The sequence below is a fragment of the Methanococcoides mangrovi genome (assembly GCF_052057775.1).
Classification (GTDB): Archaea; Halobacteriota; Methanosarcinia; order Methanosarcinales; family Methanosarcinaceae; genus Methanococcoides.
Window position 1 is genome coordinate 807,284 of record NZ_CP195121.1, and the last position, 19,305, is coordinate 826,588.

23 protein-coding genes are annotated in these 19,305 nt (G+C 47.0%); 8 read left to right on the forward strand and 15 right to left on the reverse strand.

Annotated features, from left to right (window positions below):
• Positions 1-61 precede the first annotated feature (61 nt).
• Positions 62-1,411 (reverse strand): type I glutamate--ammonia ligase, encoded by a 1,350-nt coding sequence (glnA, locus tag ACR3I3_RS04050; RefSeq protein ID WP_440953286.1) that lies wholly within the window; start codon positions 1,409-1,411, stop codon positions 62-64.
• 347 nt (positions 1,412-1,758) lie between these two features.
• Between glnA and hdrC the strand changes: the two genes are divergently transcribed.
• Positions 1,759-2,253, forward strand: coding sequence for a CoB--CoM heterodisulfide reductase subunit C (gene hdrC / locus ACR3I3_RS04055; RefSeq protein WP_440953287.1), 495 nt, complete (start codon positions 1,759-1,761; stop codon positions 2,251-2,253).
• 26 nt (positions 2,254-2,279) lie between these two features.
• On the forward strand, positions 2,280-3,167 hold the full coding sequence (hdrB, locus tag ACR3I3_RS04060; RefSeq protein WP_440953288.1) for a CoB--CoM heterodisulfide reductase subunit B: 888 nt from the start codon (positions 2,280-2,282) through the stop codon (positions 3,165-3,167).
• A gap of 454 nt (positions 3,168-3,621) precedes the next feature.
• On the opposite strand, the gene mtrH is transcribed toward hdrB, so the two are convergent.
• From mtrH to ACR3I3_RS04110, 10 genes are all read right to left on the reverse strand, one after another.
• Positions 3,622-4,578: a tetrahydromethanopterin S-methyltransferase subunit H gene (gene mtrH, locus ACR3I3_RS04065; protein WP_440953289.1), complete on the reverse strand. Its 957-nt coding sequence runs from the start codon at positions 4,576-4,578 to the stop codon at positions 3,622-3,624.
• A 14-nt stretch (positions 4,579-4,592) separates the two neighbouring features.
• Positions 4,593-4,820, reverse strand: coding sequence for a tetrahydromethanopterin S-methyltransferase subunit MtrG (mtrG, locus tag ACR3I3_RS04070; RefSeq protein ID WP_440953290.1), 228 nt, complete (start codon positions 4,818-4,820; stop codon positions 4,593-4,595).
• Positions 4,817-5,056: a tetrahydromethanopterin S-methyltransferase subunit F gene (locus tag ACR3I3_RS04075; RefSeq protein ID WP_440953291.1), complete on the reverse strand. Its 240-nt coding sequence runs from the start codon at positions 5,054-5,056 to the stop codon at positions 4,817-4,819. Before ACR3I3_RS04075 ends, mtrG begins: the two co-directional genes overlap by 4 nt.
• 5 nt (positions 5,057-5,061) lie before the next feature.
• Entirely contained in the window at positions 5,062-5,787 is a 726-nt protein-coding gene (gene mtrA, locus ACR3I3_RS04080) for a tetrahydromethanopterin S-methyltransferase subunit A (RefSeq protein ID WP_440953292.1), read from the reverse strand.
• Position 5,788: 1 nt separating this feature from the next.
• On the reverse strand, positions 5,789-6,112 hold the full coding sequence (locus ACR3I3_RS04085) for a tetrahydromethanopterin S-methyltransferase subunit B (protein WP_440953293.1): 324 nt from the start codon (positions 6,110-6,112) through the stop codon (positions 5,789-5,791).
• The gene (gene mtrC / locus ACR3I3_RS04090) at positions 6,109-6,921 is read right to left on the reverse strand and encodes a tetrahydromethanopterin S-methyltransferase subunit MtrC (RefSeq protein WP_440953294.1); all 813 of its coding nucleotides are present in this window, start codon (positions 6,919-6,921) and stop codon (positions 6,109-6,111) included. The genes ACR3I3_RS04085 and mtrC overlap by 4 nt, the downstream gene beginning before the upstream one ends.
• 1 nt (position 6,922) lies before the next feature.
• Complete coding sequence (gene mtrD, locus ACR3I3_RS04095) at positions 6,923-7,633, reverse strand: tetrahydromethanopterin S-methyltransferase subunit D (RefSeq protein ID WP_440953743.1); 711 nt, start codon at positions 7,631-7,633, stop codon at positions 6,923-6,925.
• Positions 7,634-7,638: 5 nt separating this feature from the next.
• Complete coding sequence (mtrE, locus tag ACR3I3_RS04100; RefSeq protein WP_440953295.1) at positions 7,639-8,541, reverse strand: tetrahydromethanopterin S-methyltransferase subunit E; 903 nt, start codon at positions 8,539-8,541, stop codon at positions 7,639-7,641.
• A 181-nt stretch (positions 8,542-8,722) separates the two neighbouring features.
• On the reverse strand, positions 8,723-9,109 hold the full coding sequence (locus tag ACR3I3_RS04105) for a DUF5402 family protein (RefSeq protein ID WP_440953296.1): 387 nt from the start codon (positions 9,107-9,109) through the stop codon (positions 8,723-8,725).
• Entirely contained in the window at positions 9,106-10,140 is a 1,035-nt protein-coding gene (locus ACR3I3_RS04110; protein ID WP_440953297.1) for a U32 family peptidase, read from the reverse strand. Before ACR3I3_RS04110 ends, ACR3I3_RS04105 begins: the two co-directional genes overlap by 4 nt.
• Before the next feature lie 94 nt (positions 10,141-10,234).
• Between ACR3I3_RS04110 and ACR3I3_RS04115 the strand changes: the two genes are divergently transcribed.
• The gene (locus ACR3I3_RS04115; RefSeq protein WP_440953298.1) at positions 10,235-11,044 is read left to right on the forward strand and encodes a sugar phosphate isomerase/epimerase family protein; all 810 of its coding nucleotides are present in this window, start codon (positions 10,235-10,237) and stop codon (positions 11,042-11,044) included.
• Positions 11,045-11,096: 52 nt separating this feature from the next.
• Here ACR3I3_RS04115 and ACR3I3_RS04120 read toward each other — a convergent pair whose 3' ends face one another.
• From ACR3I3_RS04120 to ACR3I3_RS04135, 4 genes are all read right to left on the reverse strand, one after another.
• Positions 11,097-11,513 (reverse strand): universal stress protein, encoded by a 417-nt coding sequence (locus ACR3I3_RS04120; protein ID WP_440953299.1) that lies wholly within the window; start codon positions 11,511-11,513, stop codon positions 11,097-11,099.
• A gap of 97 nt (positions 11,514-11,610) precedes the next feature.
• The gene (locus ACR3I3_RS04125) at positions 11,611-12,102 is read right to left on the reverse strand and encodes a Fe-S-containing protein (RefSeq protein WP_440953300.1); all 492 of its coding nucleotides are present in this window, start codon (positions 12,100-12,102) and stop codon (positions 11,611-11,613) included.
• Positions 12,103-12,106: 4 nt separating this feature from the next.
• Positions 12,107-12,769: an ABC transporter ATP-binding protein gene (locus ACR3I3_RS04130; protein ID WP_440953301.1), complete on the reverse strand. Its 663-nt coding sequence runs from the start codon at positions 12,767-12,769 to the stop codon at positions 12,107-12,109.
• Complete coding sequence (locus ACR3I3_RS04135) at positions 12,762-13,931, reverse strand: ABC transporter permease (RefSeq protein WP_440953302.1); 1,170 nt, start codon at positions 13,929-13,931, stop codon at positions 12,762-12,764. The genes ACR3I3_RS04130 and ACR3I3_RS04135 overlap by 8 nt, the downstream gene beginning before the upstream one ends.
• Before the next feature lie 160 nt (positions 13,932-14,091).
• Here ACR3I3_RS04135 and ACR3I3_RS04140 point away from each other — a divergent pair, with 160 nt between their 5' ends.
• The 5 genes from ACR3I3_RS04140 (at position 14,092) to ACR3I3_RS04160 (ending at position 19,305) form a co-directional block, all read left to right on the forward strand.
• Positions 14,092-14,556: a DUF5806 family protein gene (locus tag ACR3I3_RS04140; RefSeq protein ID WP_440953303.1), complete on the forward strand. Its 465-nt coding sequence runs from the start codon at positions 14,092-14,094 to the stop codon at positions 14,554-14,556.
• A gap of 699 nt (positions 14,557-15,255) precedes the next feature.
• A complete protein-coding gene (locus tag ACR3I3_RS04145; protein WP_440953304.1) occupies positions 15,256-16,521 on the forward strand; it encodes a UbiD family decarboxylase in 1,266 nt (421 codons plus the stop codon).
• A 61-nt stretch (positions 16,522-16,582) separates the two neighbouring features.
• Positions 16,583-17,770 (forward strand): aconitase X, encoded by a 1,188-nt coding sequence (locus tag ACR3I3_RS04150; RefSeq protein WP_440953305.1) that lies wholly within the window; start codon positions 16,583-16,585, stop codon positions 17,768-17,770.
• Positions 17,757-18,170, forward strand: coding sequence for a DUF126 domain-containing protein (locus tag ACR3I3_RS04155; RefSeq protein WP_440953306.1), 414 nt, complete (start codon positions 17,757-17,759; stop codon positions 18,168-18,170). The genes ACR3I3_RS04150 and ACR3I3_RS04155 overlap by 14 nt, the downstream gene beginning before the upstream one ends.
• Before the next feature lie 16 nt (positions 18,171-18,186).
• On the forward strand, positions 18,187-19,305 hold the full coding sequence (locus ACR3I3_RS04160) for a site-2 protease family protein (protein WP_440953307.1): 1,119 nt from the start codon (positions 18,187-18,189) through the stop codon (positions 19,303-19,305).

A 19,305-nucleotide genomic window follows, 5' to 3' on the forward strand; every position in this document is an offset into this window, starting at 1 on the left:
TGTTAAATTCGTATAATCAGCATTTTTCATATCAGGGCGGAGGGTGTAAGGGGAAAGCCCCTTACAATATGCTCAGGTACGTGTCAAGCTCCCATTGATGTACACGTGCCTTGTAGTTGTCCCACTCCGCAGTCTTTGCAGCGAGGTAATTCTCAAAGACATGGTCTCCAAGAGCATTTCTCACGAATTTGCTCTTTTTCATGTTATCGATAGCTTCTTTCAGGTTGCCCGGGAGTGCGTCGATCCCCATGTCCTCTCTTTCCTGTTCACTAAGCTTGAAGATGTTCATCTTGAGGGATTCTCCTGGATCGATCTTGTTCCTTATACCGTCAAGACCTGCTTCCAGCATCACTGCAAATGCCAGGTAAGGGTTACATGACGGGTCAGGGTTCCTCAGTTCCACACGGGTTCCCATACCTCTTGTAGCAGGGATGCGGATAAGCGAGCTCCTGTTGCTGTCGGACCATGTGATGTATATCGGTGCCTCATAACCGGGCACGAGACGCTTGTATGAGTTGACCACGGGATTCGTGATGGCTGCAATCTCGCTGACATGGTCAAGAAGACCTCCGATGTAGTGCCTTGCAATCTCAGAAAGGCCGTTCTTTGTCTCCGGGTCGTAGAATGCGTTCTTACCGTCCTCTGTCATAAGGGACTGGTTTGCGTGCATTCCTGAGCCGTTCACTCCATAGACCGGCTTTGGCATGAAGCTGGCATAATAGCCTTTGTGGTATGCAATGGATTTGACCACGTATTTGAAGGTCACAACATTGTCTGCTGTTGTAAGGACATCTCCGAACCTGAAGTCGATCTCGTGCTGTGAGGGAGCGACCTCATGGTGGGAAGCCTCCAGCTTGAAGCCCATGTGCTCAAGTGCGTAGTCGATCTCCCTGCGGACATCCTGTGCCCTGTCAAGTGGGGCGAAGTCGAAGTATCCGCCGTAGTCGGTCATTTCGGTAGTGGCATTTCCGTTCTCGTCGAGCTTGAAAAGGAAGAATTCCAGTTCGGGCCCTACGTTCATGGTGAAACCCATGTCCTTTGCGCGCTGGATAGCTTTTTTGAGGATGTATCTGGGGTCTCCTTCGAACGGTGTTCCGTCTGGCAGTTTGACATCACCTATGATTCGTGCTACTGCACCTTCGGATGGTCTCCATGGGAGTATGTTGAAGGTTGCCGGGTCAGGCATGAGCATCATGTCTGATTCCTCGATCCTTGTGAATCCCTCTATGGAGGATCCGTCGAACATAACACCGTCATTGAATGCATCTTCCAGGTTCTCTGAAGGGATCGCCCAGCTCTTGATCATTCCCAATGTGTCGGTGAACTGTGTCCTGATGAACTTCACGTCACATTCGATAACTGCATCCAGTACTTCTTCCTTGGTCTGTATCTTTTTCTCAGAGTTTGTCATATCTGCACTTCCTTCGGGGAATACAGAAACCTCATTCCGTCTTATATTATTTAATATTTTCCCCTAATTTGATATTTTGAACAAATAGATTGGTCAAATTCTTCTTTTTCGTCACCATCAAAAATGGTGTCTGGCATTTCTGACATGTGGTATCTCCCCATCACAATTGCCTTTGATCAATGCCTTTTGTTCCTCTTTTTGCAGTCTCCTGTGAACTCAGGTTGTTTTCTGCAAGCAAGAGTATATAAATCTTATAAATGTTCTCGAATATAACTATTGCTCTTCACGGTTTGCACCAAAGTGTACAATAGCATAATTTATAATGTATGAGCTTTTAACTCCCATTGATGTCTCTCAGAAATGAACCGAACCTGATCTCCCGTATGGAAAAGACCGGCTCCGGGATCTTAAAATGCATGCACTGCGGTGTTTGTAGCGGTAGCTGCCCGTCGGGAAGGCATACAAGCCTCAATGTCAGAAAGCTTCTGAAGAAAGCACGCAATGACGCCGGGGTACTTTCTGATGATTCGCTCTGGATGTGCACAACCTGCTACAATTGCCAGGAGAGGTGTCCAAGAGGCATTGATATTGTTGATGCTATATTTGAGATGCGTGCGCTTGCTGTGCGTGAAGGCATCATTTACCCTGAACACAGGATGGTGAGTGAATTGCTTCTGGAATACGGCCATGCTGTTCCTATCAATGAGGAGAACAGGGCAAAAAGAGATGCATTGGGACTTGATCCACTGCCACCCACAGTTCACAGTTTCCCTGAGGGGCTGGAAGAGGTAAAGAAACTGATGGCATCCTGCAGGTTCGATGAACTAATGTCCGAAAAATGATGTTTTTATCTAGGGGAGATCAAGATATGGCAAACCTGTCACTTTTTCTGGGATGTGTGATCCCTAACCGCTATCCGGGTATTGAAAAGAGCACAAGGCTCTGCCTTGAGAAGCTGGGCATAGATTTTGTAGATCTTGAAGGCGCGTCATGTTGTCCTGCTCCGGGAGTGCTTCGCTCCTTTGACAAGGCTACCTGGCTTGCCCTTGCCAGCAGGAATATTGCATTATCCGAAGAGGTGGACCGCGACCTGCTGACCATCTGCAATGGGTGCTACGGTTCACTTGCTGATGCAAATTACGAGATCAGGGCAGATGAGCAGCTTAGAAAGGATGTAAACTCCCATCTTGGGCAGATCGGTAGAAGCATCAAAGGCGACCATGAGGTTCGTCATATTACCGAATTCCTGCACAGGGATGTTGGTCCTGAAAAGATCCGTGATGTTGTCATAGATCCTCTGGAGCTGAGGGTTGCAGTGCACTATGGGTGCCACCTTCTGAAACCATCTAAAGGACGTGTGGGTTCAAGTGTCGAAAGGCCATCGTTCTTTGATGAGCTTGTTGAAGCAACAGGTGCGGAAAGCGTTGAGTATCCTGATAAGATGGAGTGCTGCGGTGCCGGCGGAGGTGTGCGTTCCGCATTACCTGACGAAGCTCTTGCGCTTACAGGACACAAGCTGTCAATGATCGAATCTGCAGAGGTTGACTGCATCGTAAATGCATGTCCTTTCTGCCACATGCAGCTGGATGTGGGGCAGGTGGACCTTAATGCGAAGAATGGTACCTCTCACAACATTCCTGTACTTCACTATACACAGCTTCTGGGATTGGCCCTTGGTTTTTCTGTTGAGGAACTGGGCATCGACCTGAATGCCGTAGTTAATACTGATTTCCTTATGAAGATCCTGTCAGAATGAAGGTCTTCTATTTCGAGAGCAGAAAGAAAGAATAAAAAAAGAAAATGTGGCATATAGCCTCCTCTTCTTTCTTACTATTTTTTTAGTTATCACTCTCTTTGCATTTTGAGATCTTGTTGCTGTCTGCCGGAATTGGTAATCTGATCCCTGCGTATGGACCATTTCTCTGGCATCCGATTATCTTCCTAATAATAGCAGACCAAGAAGTAACGTTATGATTGCAAGGATTATTATAGTGGCAATGATTCTGCCGGATAAATTATTTTGGCTCATTATTTGTAATTAAATCAAACTGTAGAAACAATCCTCTTAAAATGTGCCTTTTTTTATTATAGTTTTATTTTGCTATCAAATAGATTAGGCTTTATTGGTTTTATGATCCTGTTAACGATTTCAGGATTAAGGCAAAGGTCAAAAATAATGTAAAAAAAGAGAAAAAAGAAAACTGGTTTGTTTAAACCAGTTTGTTGATTGGGTGGTTCTCATCCATGATCTCGAGACCGAGCTCTTTTGCGGTCTCAGCAAGGATGATGTCTACCAGTGCGGTTGCTGGGTAGACTGTGTCAGTGTTCTCGATAGGACCGAACAGCTGGAAGTTGGAACCGAGTGTCTGTGGGACAAGGTTTGTTCCGATATCTGCTGGCATGTAAACTGCCTTGCGCTGTTCCTTTGTCTCGAACTGCTTCTTGTATTCCTTCATCCAGTCCCATGCGGATGCAAGGTTGTGGTATCCACCACCGACAGGGAGACCGAAGTGTCCCTTTACAGCAATGACTGCTCTCATGGATGCACCTGCACCTGCTCCGAGTGGAGTTGCAGCAACATCTACGAGTGGCTTTGTGATTCCACAGTCCTTTGCGATGTCGAGCATACCCATGCTCTGACCTGGACCGCCGGACTCGAGAACCTCGAGCTTTCCTTTGACGGTTGGGTCTGTTGCGTTGAAAGCAAGGACGATTGAAGCATCGATGTCACTCTTTCTGATAGCCTCGATCTCATCCTCGTGGATACTACCGTTGATGGAGTTGTAGATAGCCCTGTCAGCTACACCGATCTCTGTTACGTATTCTGCTGCTGCAGCACGTACTTCACCTGCGGAAGAGTCGATAAGGAATGGGGTCTTGTCATCCTCTGCAATGAACCAGTCGATGTACTTCTTGATTGCCTGTGGTGTTTCACCGACGATCTGGTTAACACATGGGTTACCTGTGACGTCTGCCATCTCAAGCATGTGGTTCCAGAGATTGTCTGCTGCTTCCTTGTTGAAAATTCCCTCATCTTCATCGGTTACGATGTTGTGCCTGTTGTAGAACATTGAACCGATAAGAACTGTTGGGTACTGGCCAGGCTGACCGCCGAACTTGACGCCACCAACCTCGTATACTTCCTGTTTCTTGTCAAATTTGAACATGTTATTACCTCTTATCAGATGAGTATCGGGGACAATGAAATGTAGATGAGGAACATCAATATACCTGCTACTGCACCGTATACGATTCCTATATCCCTTCCTACCTTCTTTCCGATCCTCTGTGCGATCTCACTGTTTACGAATTCGATCTTCTCGTCGATCTCATTGAGCTTCTCAAGAACCTCGTTGAAATCTGCAGGGTCTGTTACAACACTTGGTGTTGTGTTCTTTCCGTCGCTCATATTACACCACCTATCTGCCAGATGATCAATGGGAGTATCAGTACCATCAGCACTGCGAATGCGAAACCGACAATGAAACCGGTTGCAGCTGTGGCATTAACTCCGGAGTCAAGCTTCTGGTTCCTTGCAATAAGCTGAGCCCTGTATCGAATTCTTTCGACAACACTTTCAATGGCACCCATCTGTGGGTTGATGACCATTGGGACTCCCTGTCCGGATTCAATTTCTTCTGCCATGTCAATTACCTCCCGAATAACAATAGGCCAAGTAGTGACAGTGTGATTGCAAGACCGATCATGATACCTTCGACCTTACCTGCGTGTACACCAGAGTGGAACTTGTTCCAGTTACCGGCAATGACCATCTCTCTGTCAATATCGAGGATCCTGTTCCTGATCGTAGCGATCTCTGCTGCCATTGGCTTAAGTCCGCCAACCTCTTCTGCCTCTTCGCCGCCACCTTCGCCGACCTCGACGATCATTGGTTCAGCATCAAAGGCTCCTGGGTCTCTTGCTGCGAGTTCCTTGATCTTTGCTGTGATCTTTCCCATATCTTCAGTACCGATCATGTCCACGGTCTCGATCTGCTGCTGGAACCTTTCGACTGCTGCGTCGTTAAGGTTCTCAACGTATGGGATAGCACCACTTGCTCCGACAATACGGTTGTCGCTGACACCGTTCTTGTGGAACATAAGGAATGCTTCACCGGTAATGTGACCCTTTACTTCGGAACCTGTTACGAGCAGGAACCTGATGTTAGGGTTTGAGATGATCTGTGCAACTACTTTTTCCAGACCAAGGTTCTCTGTCTTACATGGACCTGTGATGGCTGCTCCTGCTTCTAACTGAGGTGCTCCTGGCAGGTGTGATCCAAGGGTGATGACTGCGACGCAGTTCTTTACGTCCCCTATCTCATATTCACCTTTCAGGGTTGGCCAGCCATCTACTGGTTCTCTTTTATCTGCCATATTAGAATCCTCCGATCATACTGAGTATGTAAAGGGCCAGTGCGACCATACCTGAGAACACGAGACCGACAACAACTCCGTAGAAGGTGTTTCCGTAGAAACCTGCTTTGAGTGATGTCTCTTCCCTTCCTGGGTATGAGTTCAACAGCTTCCTGTCAGGTGCGAGTGAATTGATAAGATCATCAGCGATCTTGTCAAGCTCATCTACCTGTTCCATGATTGGGTCCATTGAGTAGCAGATGATGTCTTCACGCTCTGCTGCAAGGACTGATGTCAGTGGGTCCAGTACAAGATGTGCTTCTGGTGCAACGTGTACCATGCTCATTCTAATTCCTCCTCGGTTGGCAGGAGACCTGTTCCAATTACCTTGTATGCGTCCCTGTTAACGAGCTCAACATATTTCCTGAATGCAACATACCAGATCACGATTCCGATCACAATGCTTGGAATGGCTGATGCACCGCTTGATACTGTTGCAACGATACCTGCAACGACCATTGCGATAGCACCTTTCTCAACAGCTGTTGAGAGTGTCCTGTCCTGCTGTTCGTCAGGACCGAGGTTTGCATTGAATGGGTGAAGGATTGCCATACCGCCTGCAATGAAGATAACAGCGATGTATCCTGTTGCTACGACGGTTTCCAGTACTGCATCGAACATGAATGTTCCTGTCATTGCAACACTGAGTCCGATGATGGTAAGTGCGCCTGCACCTGCGATCTCTGTCATGGACTGCTCCATGATAGGAATACCCATTCCAAGGACCTTGTTAGCGAGTACACCAATGACAAGTCCGATAATTGCTGCTGCAATGAATGCGACGATAGGTCCGGCAATGCCGCCAACGGCAAGTCCGAACATGGATGCGACGACTCCCATACCGAGTGCCATCATACCAATGGATGGTACACCGGTACCAAGGCCGTAGCTTGCTACACGTCTTACTGCGGCTGCTCCCCATACGATCGCACAGATAGCTCCAAGAGCACCAATGAATGCGAATGCTGGTCCGATTCCCTGTGTAAGGAAGTGTCCTGCGTACGTGGCAATAAGTCCGCCAGCCGCTCCGAGAGCGATCAAGTTATTCTGTGGAATTCCGCCTGTGGCTTCTCCACCAGCTCCTCCTGCTGACATTTTAGAGACCTCCGATTGCCATTACACCGACAAATGCGCACATCAATGTTGCAACAAAGGATGCGATTACTGCCTTTGGCCATTTCTTGAACTTAGGGTCGTGGAAACCTTCGATTGTTCCTCCAATGTTGTATGAAGGGATTACCGCGTTCACGAAGAAGATACCTACTGCGAAAACACTTGCAAGTGCTACAAGGTCACCGTGTGCCAGGCCTGTGCTTGTGCTCATGAGTGCGTAGTAGATCATAGCTCCACCGATACCTCCGAGAGCTCCACCGATCACACCGCTTACGAATGAGACGGTTGGAAGTCCGTGTCCCTCTGTACCCTGGGATACGTAGATGTCCTGCCTGTCCTTTGTGATCGGGTCATAGTCTACCTTTGCGGATGCAGGTGGTACACCAACACCGTAAACGTATACCCATGTACCGACTATCATTGTTACTGCGATCATGATCATTGCACCGACTGCGCCTGATGCGACCACGAGTGCAAGACTGTCGCTTACGTTCATAACTGCTCCTGCGGTGACAAGTCCGGTAAGACCTGCTCCTGCTGCCAGCTGGACAGTACCGGTACCAATACCAGTTGCCTGTGCCATAGCTGCAGGTGCTCCACCTACAGGTACGAAGTGAACACTCCATGAGATCAGCATACCGCCGAGAGTGATCATAACTATGTAAATTATATTTTCTGCGAGAATTCCTGCTATATCGATCATGCAGCTACCTCCTCGTCCTTGTAAGGTCCGAATGCCTTACGTGCTGCTACTTCGATCCTTCTGTTCCAGATGATCATAAGTAATACAAGAATAGCTCCTGCAATGACTGAAAGCCAGCCCATTGTGATGCTGATTGCAGGGTCAAAAACTGCTGTGATCCAACCGCTTAGGAAAACGGTCATACCGAATGCGAGACCGGTTACAGGTCCGCCGAACTTTGCACAGAACCATGAGTTGTCGATACCGTTACGAAGTCCTGCTTCTCCTTTCCTTACGATGTTACCGGAGTTTGCAGCATTAAGACCGGATCCGAACTCGACGCTCTGGAATTCACGTTCTGCACCATAGTGAACATCACCGGTTGATGAACCGATAGCTCCGACAGTGATTCCCCAAATGAATGCAATGAGAGCAAGTGGGAAAGGATGTCCGAGAACAGCTACCATGATGTATGATACAACAAGGATACAGAATGTCGTAATATATGCATATCCCATGATCACTGGCGTGTGTGATCTGATGATATCAAGATAGATTGGTTGTCTGAAACGCTTCTGACTTGCAGTACGTCCCATGTATGCTGTAATAGCATATGTTCCATGTACTGCTGTAGCAATGAGCGCACCAACAGCGAGAGCAAAGACCACGGACAGACCAGCGGTCATCATTACAGATGCCACGGTTCCGCCAATTGCACAGATCAATGCATTCGATGGTGGTTCACCGGAAATTGCTTTGTTATAGATCCTGTGTGGATACATCATCTGGGGTGCCAGTTGCACTTGTGAGTTCGGGTTACTCTGGGATCCTACATCAGATTCAAGATCCTCAGTTGTGCCGGCAACAGTTGCGGCAGCACCCATAAGTGCTAAAACACCCATGCCCATGAGTGGTTCCATTTATTTATCCTCCTTATAGTTCTAATTCGATAAGTGCGAAAGTAATGCACTTCCTTCGATAATTCAGCCATATGTCTTTGAAAATGGCATAGACTAACGTAAGATGGTGGGGATTATCTAAAATCCTTCATAAACCTTTCGGAACGTTACTGAAAAAAGAGGTTACTGACAGGAGAAAATTTCATTCCTTTCTGTCAAATCTCATAATATAAATGTCAGGTCTTGGCTGCTTTCCGCTTCCCCTTCCGAAGTCCATGTAGCAGCTGTTGCAAAGCATACGTGAATTGATCGAAGCAACCTCTGCAGTACCTGGTATAAGGCGTGCAAAAAGAAAAGTTGGTTCTATTTCAAGTGATGTCACTGCATCTGTAAGGTACTTGAGTATGTGCTCCTCGAATATTTCAAGGTCATCCAGTTGCAGTCCCCTGGTGTTGATAGTGACCCCTCCGCATCCGCATGGGAGTGCAAAGGCATCCATTTCTATCAGGAACACAGGTACTCCTAAAAGTTCCCTAAGGTTCGTTTCCAGGGATGTGCGTGCTCTTAGCAGCTCTTGTGTCATGCTCATTTTCTATCTCCTATTGTTCCCAGTGGGATTTTCCGGATGTCTTCTCCACTTCCGGAATATATATATATGACCTTTTCCGCAAGGCGCTTACAGTAGCCGCATTTATGGCAAACTTTGTCGCATTTTTTCCATTGCTCGATGGCACCTTCCAGCTCACTGTTCGGTATGTAAAAAGTGTCACGGAGGTCCTTTATGCTGTCCAGCAGGTCTATGAGGTTACCGTCATAGCTCTCATTAGCGTATGCCTCCACGTTGTTGAGGATCCAGTTCACGAAATGAGTACGACCTCCGATCTTGAATGTATCAGTAATGTGCTTGTACTCTTTGAGATCTTCCGGTCTGATCCATGGTGACTTTATTATCTGCTGGGGGTCCTTTATCCTCAGGGAAAGGCATTTATAGTAATAGTAATCGTCGAGGACGTTCGGCTTTGGCCCCGGTCCGTTTGCATGTGAGAAGAAATTGAAGTGAGCGTACCTGAAAGGACACTGGTAAAGGCATGCCTCGTTCACAAGCAGCTTGAGCTTGCAAGAGACCGTATCCCTGATCGCCTCAAGTTTGTCGAAATGTCTGTTGACCGCCGGGTCCACCACTATGGTAGTGGCTCCCAGTTGTTCATAGAACTCTGCCTTTTGAGGTGTATCCACGAATGAAAGCACTGATACAACCACGTCGATGTCATATTCCTTTGCCAGCATTTCAACAAGGAAAGGGTCTGCAACGGTAATTGAATCTATTCCGATGCTGTTCAGCTTGTCGAAATACCAGTCAATGGCGCGGTAGCCTTCAGGGGTGAGTTGCTGTCCTCCCATACAGGAGCTGTTCAGCACGATCTCCATCTTCACACCTTTTGAATGTGCGTACTCGGTCTGCTCTGCTATCTCGTCGAGCTTCGGTGCGCTCAGGTTTGTCCTGCCGGTGCCGATATAGTCAGGAGAGCCTGCCATATAGACTGCGTATATGTTATCAGAACCGTTCAAAAGCTCCTCAAGTCCTTCAAAATGACCGACATGTGGTACATACAGCTTCATTGAAGTTTCCTTATCTGTTGACTTTAGATAAGGATTTTGGTTTGTTCGTGCCTGACCAAAATAGTTATTATATTCTATTTTCGTTCTAATTGGTATGATGATAGGTGCTTCTTCCTTTGCAGGCGGGCTAAAGGAACTGGATGATCATGTACAGTCGGTTGAGCTCTATATGCCAAAACTTGGTGTCTATGAAGGTTCAAAACTTCAGAAGGACAGACTTAAAATGGTGCTGGACGAACTCTCAACATGTGACCTCCGGACATCCATGCATGCACACTATTTTGCGGACGTCCCTACCTATCCCAAAGAACTTGTTGTGGACACCGCTTCAATGGACAAGCCACATTTCTCTTTGATGGAGGAATGTATAGAACTTGCAGGCAGACTTGGTACAAAAGCAGTGGTACTTCATCCCGGAAGGGTTGGCGATGACAGGGAAGCTTCTCTGAAAAGGATGATCTCCAACCTTGAAAGGCTTTCTGCATTTGCAGCCGAGAACAACGTAATGCTCGGTCTTGAGAACAAGGAAGCGACCGATCCCGGAAATCTCTGCTGTGAAGCTCAAGAGCTCTTAAGCGTCGTTGATGCCGTCAATTCCCCTAATCTCGGTGTCACTTTTGACGTAGGTCATGCAAACCTCACATGCGGCGGTGACCCTCAAAAGCTGGCCGCTTTTGTAAAGACCATCTCGGAACATGTGGTTCACGTGCACCTTCATGACAACTACGGCTTCTGGACCTCAAATTATGACGGTGACGAGCACATGGCTCCGGGAAGCGGTAATATTGATTATTCTGTCTTAAAGGAACTCAAAGGTTACAAGGGTATATACAACCTGGAGGTCTTTTCCATGGATGATGTCCTTGCCGGGAAAAAAGTTATAGGTGAATATGTTGAGCCGTAAGTTCGCAAAGGTGTGTAGTTGCTTTTCTCAATCTCAGTGATTGTATCGTTGATCATGCCTCTACTTTGTAATCAGGGGGGACAACAAGAACAAGTGTATCAGATATCTGGAGCACTTTCTGTGTGACCGACCCCATGATCTTCTTGATACCCGTATGTCCGCTGGTTCCGATGATTATCCTGTCAACCTTATGCATCCTGGCAGTCTTGACGATCTTTTCCGGTGCATGTCCGTCCACGATCTCTGCGTGGAGCTTTGATGCTTCACACCCCATTGAGATCAGTTTTTCCTTTATTGACGTAATGACCTGTTCTGCACCTGTTTCACGCCATGATTTCCTTCCAAGGCCTTTGTCCTCCACGACATGGACTATTACTATCTCTGCATTATGTTTCTTTGCGATCCTGCCTGCAACCATTGCAGCATTTTCTGAATAAGTTGAACCGTCTGTCGGTAGTAATAGTTTCATATGATTTTTGGTAATCACTAAACGTATTTAAGATATTGGATTGTTGAATTCGTTGATTTTATAGGGAGTATCAAAAAATAAATAGAGAATGGGGTATTCATCCTCTTTGTATCGTGTTCATGTGAGCTACAACAATATCATTGAGCCCGATCATGATATTTCCTTCTGATTCTGCATAGGGTATGTTCTCTTTCGGATAATCTACACATGCTCCCCGAATTCCCTGCCCTGTTCCAGCATCAAAGGTTGTACCGCAGGAATCACAGATTAGTAGCTCCTCCTGAAGGCTGAACCCGATCGATCCGCATGGAGGGCAAACATTGGAACGGACCACGATCTCGTCCCCGAGAGTATAAGCCATTACTGCGATCTCTCCTGCAGCTGTTTCCACCTTGAAGTGCGTATTAATGTTCTCTCTTATGGTCTGAGCAGGGACCACAACAGTATCATCAATGACCTGTGGTTCTATCCATGTGGCAGAAACCGGGTTCACCGGGGTTGTTGCCTGAGCTCCATCATCGACGCAACCGGCAGCAAAAACTACCGCAACTGCAACTAGTACTATGTATACTGCTAATTTCGATTTCATAAGATCATTCCTTTATCTTTCCGTCCTGTAAACTGATGATCCTGTCTGACATCGCAGCAAGATCGTGATTGTGTGTTACCATTACAACTGTCATTTTCTCTTTGAGGGATCTCAGTAGTGAGATGATCATCTCTCCTGTCTCTTTATCCAGTGCTCCTGTGGGTTCGTCTGCAAGGAGTATCTTCGGTCTCATCACCAGAGCTCTGGCTATTGCAACCCTTTGCTGTTCTCCACCACTAAGTTCTGATGGCTTGTGGTCATGCCTGTGCGAGAGGTTCACCCTTTCAAGAGCCTCAGTTATCATGCTATGTTCCTTCTCTCCTGCAAAAACGAGGGGTAATGCAACGTTCTCATACGCTGTAAGAGAAGGGATCAGGTGGAACTGCTGGAAAACAAAGCCAACCGTCCTTCTCCTGAGCTCCACCAGCTCTTTCTGGGACCTGCCGGTCACATCCACTCCGTCTATGAGTATGCTTCCTTCTGTCGGCCTGTCAAGCATTCCTATAAGGTTCATGAGGGTGGTCTTTCCCGATCCGGACTGACCCATTATTGAAACAAATTCTCCATTCTCAATTTCCAGATCAATACCATGCAGCACTTCTACATCATCGGCTCCGATCCTGTAGCTCTTTTTAATTCCTCTGGCTTGAATCGTTATGTCAGACACTTCTAAGCACCTCCGCAGGATCTATCTTCAGGGCACGTTTTGCAGGAAGGATCGATGCGATAAGTCCTATAATTACGGATATTCCGGCTGCCAGGGGTAGGAGTGCCCACATCATGGATGGTTCAGCAAAGCCCAATAAGGGGGCAATTGAATAGGATGCCAGGCTTCCGGCAAAAAATCCTATGCTGCCTCCTATAATTCCTATCAGCGCCCCTTCTATGAAGAGCATTGTCATGACCTGGTGGTCACTTGCTCCAATAGCACGCATGATCCCGATCTCTTTTATCTTCTCGTTCACGGATGCAAGCATGGTCGAGGCAACCGTCAGTGTGCTTACAAGCAGGGTTATAAATGAAACTGCCATGGCAGAATTACGGGTGTGGTCTATCATGGCCATCTCACTTTGTACGATCTGGCTCATTGCCCTTGCCTCAATGCCGGGTAGCACTCCTTCGATCTGGCGGCTCATTTCTGAGACCGGGCAATCATTACACAATGCACGGATCTCAATACTGCTGACCTTTCCTTCCTTGTCAAGGAGCTTCTGGGATGTAATCAGCGGCATTATGATGTAACCATCCTCTTCGCCACCGGTGCTTTCAATGATCCCTTTCACTTCGAACTCCATGGTGATCCCATTTTTCTCAAGTGGGATTATCGAGCCGACACTGAGTCCAAGTGGGGTTGCTATGTCCTGTCCCAGGAGGACTTCCAGACCTTCGGGGTCAGTAAGCCATTCTCCGTTTACGTTCCACCATGACTTGAGGATCTTCTCCTGCTCGATATCCACTCCCATCACAATGATATTTTCCTCTCCCAATCCTGCAACCCCATAAAGTCGCGGTGCTACTACGGCAAGATTGGCACTGTTCTCGATGGTTTGTATTTTTGGGATATCGGATTGTTCAATATAGTTCTCACCGGTAGATATGGACCCAAGTGATGTGGATCCGGCTATCAGGGGGATCGAGTCGGTCTGGGGTCTAACTATTATATTAGCTCCAAAATTGGTCGATTCTTCATATAGGCTCTCAGTTGCAGCGGAAAATGTCGTGACCACTGCTACAATAGCAGATGCTGCAACGATAACTCCCAATACGGCTATTATCAGTTTGTTCTTCCGTCTGAATATATCTTTCAGGACAACAGAGTGTAATCGCATGAATATGTAAGTGAAAGATGACTACATTAATCAGGTTCTTTAGGAAAATATGGCCTCTAACAGAACAAATCGTTTTTTCAATAGTCGAATGTGGTATCATTACAGGGAAGTATTTATTTGGTTGCAATACTTTAGTCTGTATAGTTCATGAGGGGATACAATGAACAAGTACGAGAAGTTCAAGAAACTGGAAAACAAGAGTTACTCTGATGTGACTCGCTTTTTGAAAAAGACCACTCACCTTACTGCACGTGAATGGATAATTGCTCGCTTATGTGCGGATTTCAAGAACCTTTCGAACCGCTCTGAAATGACCTGGATAGGTCAGAACCTTCCTGATCTTGTTCCTTTTGTGGATGAGCCTTACACCAGACAGGAGGTCTCCAATGCGCATGCAGCTTTCAAGCATAAGGTCCAGCGCAGCGGAACGACTTTCTTTTATGCCTATTATGCAGGTCTCATTAGTAAGGAAGAGATGATCCGGATGATCCACGGCATCGTTGGTGACCTTGAAAAACTGATCGAGATTGAGAATGGTGAAGTCTCTGATGAACATATGACCGATGTCCAGATGATAGTGGCAGATGCATTGCACAGGATAAATGAGTCTTTGGATCTGGATTGATAGTTGAGTTCCATCACTTATTATTATCTATTTGAATAGCTTATCTAACTCAGTACGATTACTATTTATGCTATAAGGGCTTGTAGAGGTTGTGTTACAACCGCTCCCATCATAGTTCCTTTCCAACCGATTGCTCTAAGATGGGTGCATCTTCTTTTCATCATTATTTTTCATTTTGGTATATCTTCAATTTTACAGCGCACCCTCTCGAACAATAATAACATTATATTTTCATACGGTTATAATCCGGAGACAGGTCCATACATTAATATTTTTTAGATAACATACATTATTCAAAAACATCCTTATTCATTTCATGATCGTTTTCTATGAAGAGATTTAAGTGTGTTTCCAAATGCTCCCATCAGGCTTCCTTTAGTTCTGATTCCCAAACTCATTTTCATCACCGTTGGGAGCGTCTCCTTTTCATGCTCGTAGATCTGTGCAACTTTTACATGTTTTCATTTTCAAAAGCATTACTTTTTTATAGTATGACGGGCACTCGAGGAGTGCTTTTATCCGCTGTCTTCAGAATGCTCCTGTCACAGGCTTCCTTTAGCTCTGATTCCCAAACCCATTCTTATAACCGATGGGGGCAGTGTCTTTTCCTGAAGGCAGCTTTTCCAATTTAGGTTGGAGTCTCTACGAAAAAAGACGACAATGTATTTATCGAGAGACATTTTTTACTATATCGATACAATGAGTTTCAGAGATTTTATCGATCATTTAAGGGCAAGCGGCAGGCTTGTTGAGGTCACTGATCCGGTTTCGAAGATATTCGAAGCACCACGAATTGCAAAAAGGAGCAATGGTCCGGTACTTTTCCATGATATTGACGGACAAAAGGCCATCATGAATCTTCTTGGTTCCAGGGATGAGCTTGCTGACATGTTCGGTGTGCCAAAGGATGGTATTATCCAGAGGCTTTCTGAAGTTCGTCCGGACGGGGAAGTGAAGATCGTAGATTCATCCCCAACACAGGAGGTCATAACTGAGGATATCGATCTTACGAAGCTGCCTATAATGACACACTTCGAGAAGGATGGCGGACCTTACATCACTGCAGGTGTCGTGGTATCTGAATATGACGGGATGATGAATGCATCCATTCACAGGCTGATGCTTGTCGGAAAGGATAAGCTTGCAGCAAGGCTTGTCCCGCCGCGCCACACTTTTGTCCTTCACAAGAATGCATGCGGGAACAATGAACCACTTCCAGTGGCCATTGTACTTGGTGCAGACCCGGCCATTACTTTTGCTTCCACCACTCGTGTGCCTGCAGGAAAGGAATTTGAGTATGCAGCAGCCCTTCGCGGCGCACCTGTGGAGCTTTTCGAATGTGAGAACGGTGTCCGGGTACCACACGCAGAGATCATTCTGGAAGGTTTCATCGATCCTGTGGAAAGGGTGGACGAAGGTCCTTTCGTGGACATCACAGGAACATACGACCTTGTCCGCAAGGAACCGGTGATCCGCATCACCAGGATCATGCACAGGCGTGATCCTATCTACCATGGCATTTTGCCGGCAGGTCCTGAACATCTACTTATGATGGGTGTGCCATATGAGCCGAAGATCTACAATGCGGTTTCAGAGGTAACCACAGTAAAGAACGTCGTGCTCACCGAAGGTGGCTGCTGCTACCTGCACGCTGTTGTCCAGATCGAGAAGCAGACCGAAGGTGACGCCAAGAACGCCATCATGGCTGCATTTGCAGCGCACACAAGTCTCAAGCACGTCGTGATCGTGGATGAGGACATTGACATCTTTGACATGCAGGATGTGGAGTTCGCCATTGCAACACGTGTGAAAGGCGACTCTGACATGATGATAATCCCGAACGTGCGCGGCAGTTCACTTGACCCAAGAGGCGCACCTGACGGAACGACCACAAAAGTGGGTATCGATGCAACGAAAGTCCTTGCAGAGAAAGAGAACTTTGAACGTGCAAAGATGCCGGAATAATGTTTTAGGCCAGGCAGGCTAAGCAATTTAAGTAATCTAAGCACTTTAAGCGGAAATTAATATGTATCTTACAAAAGAAGAAGAGCGCACCCTGAACGGTGAGGATGGGGAGACCCTGCAGAAGGCAATGGAGATCCTCGTAGCACTTGGTGATATCTACGGTGCTGACAGCCTGATACCTGTCAAGAGCGCACAGATAGCAGGAGTATCCTATAAGACCATAGGGGATGCAGGACTTGAATGGATCTCTGACCTAAATGGCAAGGTGAAGGTGCCTTCCATACTGAACCCTGCAGGTATGGACATGCAGCGCTGGCAGGACATGGGGATCGAACCGGATTTTGCTGAGAAGCAGATCGAGGTCATCAAGGCATACGAAAGCCTTGGCATCCGTTCCATGTGCACCTGCACACCGTATTATCTCGAAGGCTTTTCAGCCACTTATGGCGACCACCTTGCATGGAGCGAGTCCTCTGCTGTCTCCTACGCAAATTCAGTGATAGGTGCACGTACCAACCGTGAAGGAGGTCCGTCCGCACTTTCAGCTGCACTTGTGGGTAAGACCGCGAACTACGGCTACCATCTTGATGAGAACCGTGTTCCCACGATCTCAATAACTGTGGAATGCGAACTTTCAGGCTCTGATTACGGTGCACTGGGCTATCTTGCAGGTAAAGATGTCGGGAACAGGGTTCCTATCTTCTACATGGCCTCAACCCCTTCATCTGATAACCTCAAGGCACTGGGTGCGGCAATGGCAGCATCCGGTGCAGTCGCATTGTATCATATTGAGGACATAACTCCTGAAGCACAGAAGGTTGGCTTTGAGAGACCTGCCGAGAACATTGTCATTGAACGCAGCCAGATCGACGAGGTATATGAAGAGATCATTGGCGGTAACGATGACCTGGAATGTGATATCACTGCCGTGGGTTGCCCTCATTGTTCTGCGGATGAACTTGAAGAGATCGCCAAGCTCCTGGAGAACAAGGCTATCGAAAAGGAAATGTGGGTATGTACTTCAAGGGAAGTTGCCGAGAGGAATGCCGATCTTGTGAAACAGATCGAGCAGAGCGGTGCAAAAGTGCTCTGTGACACATGCATGGTCGTGTCTCCTGCCACTGAAGGTCATAATTGTATGATGGTAAACTCCGGAAAAGCGCTTGCTTATGTCCCGGGAATGTGCAAGGTTGCCGCAAAGATCGGCAGTCTTGAAGAATGCATCAACAAGGTAGGTGGTGGCAATTAAGATCAAATGCCGTACTATTGCAAGGGGTGTTGCAGAAGGTGAGGTCCTCCTCTCAGCCGATGCCCTCTCATTCTTAGGTAACGTTGACCCGAAGACCGGTATCGTTGTTGACCCTTCACATGCCATCGAGGGTAAGTGCATCAAGGACAAGGTGCTGGTATTCCCTCATGGAAAGGGTTCCACTGTTGGTTCCTATGTGATCTACCAGCTGAAAAAGAACAATGTAGCACCTGCAGCCATGATAAATATTGATTCCGAACCGATAGTAGCGGTCGGTGCCATTATATCAGGCATTCCTCTGGTTGACAGGCTGGAAGAAGACCCCTATGCTGTTCTTTCAGATGGGGATCATGTAAAGGTTGACAGTAGCAAAGGATACATTGAGATCCTTGATAAATAATTTATAATTGTGAATAATGGACAAAGATCGATCAGCTCCCGACCATCTGGATGAGGCACAGATAGAGGCTTCCATCATGGAACTCTATCAAAATGTCCATCCCCTTTTCAAAGCCTATGAGGTGGGATATTCAGATGGTGATATCTATTTTTATGGCGTCCCGTTAGTTGACAGGAGATCCATCCACAATGCACTCTGGGGATTGTTTGCAGCAAAAGGTTACCGTTTGGAGATCAGGTCCGAACTTGGCGAGGATGTGCTGATAGCTTCCCCCATAAAGCAGGTCCCTGAGCGTATCTGGATCAACGTGGCGCTGGCAATAGCTACCGTTTTCACGACCATGTTCGCTGGTGCGGCTATGTTCGGTGTTGATATATTCAACAACCCCGGGGATTTCTGGAAAGGCTTGCCCTTCACCCTTGCGATAATGTTCGTACTGGGTTCCCATGAGATGGGTCACTACCTGGCTGCAAAAAAACATGGTTTGCGTACCTCTCTTCCGTATTTCATTCCTTTTCCCAGTTTTATCGGTACCATGGGTGCCGTTATAAAGCACAGGGGTATCATCCCTAACCGCAGGGCACTCTTCGATGTGGCGGTTGCAGGGCCTATCGTGGGTATAATAGCTTCCGTGATCGTAACGATCATAGGTCTCTCGCTGCCACCTGTAGAGTTCAGTGGGGACCCTGGAACGATCATGATAGATATCCAGACCCCGCTTCTGTTCGATGCGATCTCCCGGGTTATGGGAAGCTCTTCAGAGATGATGCATCCGGTGGCATTTGCAGGATGGGTTGGTATGCTGGTGACAGTTCTGAACCTGTTGCCATCCGGTCAGCTTGATGGTGGTCACATGATGCGTGCCATGCTGGGTGAGAATGCAAGGAAAGTATCCCTCACGATGCCTTTAGTACTGGGAGGTCTTGCATTGTATGTGATCTATGTACTTGAGCAGAATGGAGGGATCTGGCTCTTCTGGTCATTTTTCCTTTTGTTGTTTGCCATGGCAGGCCATCCAAAACCCTTAAATGATGAGATCATGCTTGACAAAAGGAGGATGGCACTTGGAATTCTCACATTTATACTGGGTATCATGTGCTTCACACTGGTGCCGTTAACTCTTGTAGTGAATTGA

Coding starts and splice junctions, on each gene's coding strand:
- glnA (WP_440953286.1), bottom strand. CDS start 1,411: ATGACAAACTCTGAGAAAAAGATACAGACCAAGGAAGAAGTACTGGAT.
- hdrC (WP_440953287.1), top strand. CDS start 1,759: ATGTCTCTCAGAAATGAACCGAACCTGATCTCCCGTATGGAAAAGACC.
- hdrB (WP_440953288.1), top strand. CDS start 2,280: ATGGCAAACCTGTCACTTTTTCTGGGATGTGTGATCCCTAACCGCTAT.
- mtrH (WP_440953289.1), bottom strand. CDS start 4,578: ATGTTCAAATTTGACAAGAAACAGGAAGTATACGAGGTTGGTGGCGTC.
- mtrG (WP_440953290.1), bottom strand. CDS start 4,820: ATGAGCGACGGAAAGAACACAACACCAAGTGTTGTAACAGACCCTGCA.
- ACR3I3_RS04075 (WP_440953291.1), bottom strand. CDS start 5,056: ATGGCAGAAGAAATTGAATCCGGACAGGGAGTCCCAATGGTCATCAAC.
- mtrA (WP_440953292.1), bottom strand. CDS start 5,787: ATGGCAGATAAAAGAGAACCAGTAGATGGCTGGCCAACCCTGAAAGGT.
- ACR3I3_RS04085 (WP_440953293.1), bottom strand. CDS start 6,112: ATGAGCATGGTACACGTTGCACCAGAAGCACATCTTGTACTGGACCCA.
- mtrC (WP_440953294.1), bottom strand. CDS start 6,921: ATGTCAGCAGGAGGAGCTGGTGGAGAAGCCACAGGCGGAATTCCACAG.
- mtrE (WP_440953295.1), bottom strand. CDS start 8,541: ATGGAACCACTCATGGGCATGGGTGTTTTAGCACTTATGGGTGCTGCC.
- ACR3I3_RS04105 (WP_440953296.1), bottom strand. CDS start 9,109: ATGAGCATGACACAAGAGCTGCTAAGAGCACGCACATCCCTGGAAACG.
- ACR3I3_RS04110 (WP_440953297.1), bottom strand. CDS start 10,140: ATGAAGCTGTATGTACCACATGTCGGTCATTTTGAAGGACTTGAGGAG.
- ACR3I3_RS04115 (WP_440953298.1), top strand. CDS start 10,235: ATGATGATAGGTGCTTCTTCCTTTGCAGGCGGGCTAAAGGAACTGGAT.
- ACR3I3_RS04120 (WP_440953299.1), bottom strand. CDS start 11,513: ATGAAACTATTACTACCGACAGACGGTTCAACTTATTCAGAAAATGCT.
- ACR3I3_RS04125 (WP_440953300.1), bottom strand. CDS start 12,102: ATGAAATCGAAATTAGCAGTATACATAGTACTAGTTGCAGTTGCGGTA.
- ACR3I3_RS04135 (WP_440953302.1), bottom strand. CDS start 13,931: ATGCGATTACACTCTGTTGTCCTGAAAGATATATTCAGACGGAAGAAC.
- ACR3I3_RS04140 (WP_440953303.1), top strand. CDS start 14,092: ATGAACAAGTACGAGAAGTTCAAGAAACTGGAAAACAAGAGTTACTCT.
- ACR3I3_RS04145 (WP_440953304.1), top strand. CDS start 15,256: ATGAGTTTCAGAGATTTTATCGATCATTTAAGGGCAAGCGGCAGGCTT.
- ACR3I3_RS04150 (WP_440953305.1), top strand. CDS start 16,583: ATGTATCTTACAAAAGAAGAAGAGCGCACCCTGAACGGTGAGGATGGG.
- ACR3I3_RS04160 (WP_440953307.1), top strand. CDS start 18,187: ATGGACAAAGATCGATCAGCTCCCGACCATCTGGATGAGGCACAGATA.